Source organism: Mailhella sp. (assembly GCF_057866825.1).
Map to the genome: position 1 here is coordinate 1 of NZ_DBMAHT010000188.1, position 2,845 is coordinate 2,845.

Sequence of the window (2,845 nt, forward strand, 5' to 3'; positions counted from 1 at the left end):
CCCAAAATCTGGAAATCCTTCCTTACTCACGACTGTCCGGCGCAGGCCGGACAGGAGTCGGCCACCGCAGGTGGGTCCGAAAGGACACACCTGCACTGAGACCGCAGCCCGAACCGCGCCCGCCAAGCACCAGAAGCCTTGCAACCTGCCCCTGCCGGACGTCGCTTCGGCAACTCGCTTTGCTCCCACACTCCCTGCCGAAGCAGCTTTAGCTGCGAGGCAGAAACAGGGGGGGGCGGGGGGAATTATTTCTGACCTTGCAGGAGTAATTTTGCCGCAACTTCCCGTTTGTACAAGACACGCTGCACGGACTGCATCACTTGCACGACAGGCATTGCGTTTAACGGCGGGAGTGAATCCCGCCTACTTATGCCCGTCGGCCGGGCTCCTGACGTCGCCCGGGGCCCCAGAGCGCTGAGAAACGGCCTTCCGGCAGACTCTCCCCCCTTCGCCCTCTGCTTCGGGCATAATCTTCCCGTTCACCCTGTCCTGCCGAACCGGCGAAGCCGGGAGGCAGAAACAGGGGGGCGCGGGGGGAATTATTTCCCCCGCATGCCTTTCCTGTCTTTCCTGCCTTTCCTCTCTTCCTTTAACCATCAACGCCCGATCGGGGGATCGGGCGTCGGGGGGGATCAGCTTTCGAGGTGGGCCTGGAGGAAGAGGCTTTTTGAGAGGGCGTTGAAGAAGTCCTGGTAGATGATGGGGTCTTCGATGGGGGTAACGTTATACTGGGCGCTGGCGCGGACGGTCATTTGCGCTTTGCCGCGGGGCATGACGTTGACGGTCATGCGGACGGTGTATCCTTTAAGTTTGGTGCCGGTGACGCTGCCGAGGTCGAGGGACGCCTTATCGATGACGAATCCGAGGTCCTGGAGGGTGGCGATGACGGCTTCGACGGTTCTCTGCTTATCGGAGGTATCGAAGTAACGGGTCTGGATCTGGCGCAGGCGCAGCTGCGAGGAGCCGCCGGACTCGAACAGACCTTCGGCGGCGGGCACGGTGCAGCCCGCGGAGAGCAGCACCACAAGAGACAGGGCGAGAGCCATGAGCTTTTTCATATTTCGTGAGCCTCCAAAAAGACGGACTTGGAAAGTTTATCGTAAAATTCCCGGTAGATGGCGGGATCGTTGATCTGTTCGGCGCGGGTGATCTGTCCGGCGGTGTCGAAGATGATGCGCTGGAACGTCACCCGCACAATGGATTCCCCACCGCTCGACTGCACGCTCAGAATCTTTTTGAGATCCGCCTCTATCACCTTGACGGCGTTGTCGGCAGCCTGACGGGCCGCCTTGTCGCTCACGTCGCGGGAATAGTTCTTGCGCAGTCCGGCGGCAATGTTCCTTTCGATGTCGGCCCGCACGGAAGTCAGTTCCGCGGCGGAAAGGTTCTTCATCGGAGCGCGGGAGCCCGGTGTACCGGTATTTTCCCGCATCACCATGGACACGCGTATGGTCTGATGCGAATCCACGGGAACCTGTCCGCCTCCGAGCGCCGCAATGATAAACGCGCCCGCAAGCTGCGTGGAGCTCGACGCGTCGCGCTTCTTCGAGCCCACCAGCACGCCGAGCGGCACTTCCGCCTCCTCAAGGCTGAAGCCCAAATCCTGAAGCACTCCCGTAGCCGCGGCAAGCATGGCGGCCTTGTCGGTGGTGTCGAAGCGCCGGGTCTGCATCTGACGGCTCTGGAGCGAGTCGGGCGTGAGCAGAAGCGCGTCTCGGGGAATCTGCGTGGAACAGCCCGCAAGCATGGTCACGCACAGAATCAGCATAAACACCTTTTTCACAATATATCCTCACGACATTAATTGTCCGGTAAAAATCCTTGAGCTTCGGGGGGCCGCAGGTTCGTGCTGCTGCGCACGCAGGGGGCGATCCGCAGCGCGTTCCGGGGTGGAGTCCGCTCCACGGTGAACGGATGCCGCAGTCCGCAGCAAACGGCGGAGAGAGCATCCCGCCACGAAGATACGGCGATCCACAGCGTGTGACGGGCAGGCTCGCCGGGCAGACGGGGGAAAGATCCGGCGCGGGACTTCGGAACCGGGGCGAACCGCACAGACGGCCCTCCCCGGCCTGCCGACGAAAGACATTCGGAAGCTCTCGCCTCCCGCAGAAGATCTTCGCGCCTGCCCGGCAGGACAAATCATCAGAAGCTGGACTGCCGATAGCTGTAGTCCCGAACCTTGCCGTTTTCGTCGAACTTGATGATGATGGTCAGCGTGCGCTGATTCGTGGCCGACGCTCCGCTGCTGCGTTCCACGTTGCCGGTCGCGCCGCCGAGAAGACCGCCGGCGCCCAGGCCGAACACCCCGCCGAGCAGTCCGCCCACGCCGCCCTGCGAGGCGGAATAGGCCTGTTCCGTGGCAACCTTGTCGTACACCCAGGTTTCGCGGCGTTCGCTGTCGGTGGTCACCATGTTCGGCGAACCGAGTATGGACACCACTTCGGCGCTCGACATGCCTTCACGAATCTCTCTCTGCACCTTGCCGACGGAAATTCTGTCCGCCGTGTCGTCGCGCACCGCTTCCCGATGCTTGCCCGCAGACGTGCAGCCGCTGACACCAATGCTGAGCACCATAATGCCCGTCACAAAAATCCTGTTCATTTCTCACCTCTTATCGTTGTTTTTTTTCTTCCCGGAATCAGGGGCGGGAAAAGGAGTTTCACCCTATATCGTTAAATTTCTCACATGGGAAGCGTTTTTTTGCCCTTGCGGCGCAAAGAATTTCGGACATCGCGTCCCAAAAAGGACGAAGGAAAAGCGGAGCGGGGAAAAAAGATTGCGGGGAAAGGGGAAAACCCTTTTGAAAAAGGGCTTTTCCCCTTTCCCCGCACCCCTATCCCCTTTC

The 2,845-nt window shown here is 60.7% G+C and carries 3 protein-coding genes; all 3 read right to left on the reverse strand.

Annotated features, from left to right (window positions below):
* Positions 1-632: 632 nt before the first annotated feature.
* Complete coding sequence (locus ACZM96_RS10480; RefSeq protein WP_489488988.1) at positions 633-1,058, reverse strand: hypothetical protein; 426 nt, start codon at positions 1,056-1,058, stop codon at positions 633-635.
* Entirely contained in the window at positions 1,055-1,783 is a 729-nt protein-coding gene (locus tag ACZM96_RS10485) for a hypothetical protein (protein ID WP_489488990.1), read from the reverse strand. Before ACZM96_RS10485 ends, ACZM96_RS10480 begins: the two co-directional genes overlap by 4 nt.
* Before the next feature lie 359 nt (positions 1,784-2,142).
* Positions 2,143-2,601, reverse strand: coding sequence for a hypothetical protein (locus ACZM96_RS10490; RefSeq protein ID WP_489488991.1), 459 nt, complete (start codon positions 2,599-2,601; stop codon positions 2,143-2,145).
* Between the last annotated feature and the right edge of the window lie 244 nt (positions 2,602-2,845).

Excerpts from the sequence above, each read along its gene's own strand:
- ACZM96_RS10480 (WP_489488988.1), bottom strand. The coding sequence starts at position 1,058 with ATGAAAAAGCTCATGGCTCTCGCCCTGTCTCTTGTGGTGCTGCTCTCC.
- ACZM96_RS10490 (WP_489488991.1), bottom strand. The coding sequence starts at position 2,601 with ATGAACAGGATTTTTGTGACGGGCATTATGGTGCTCAGCATTGGTGTC.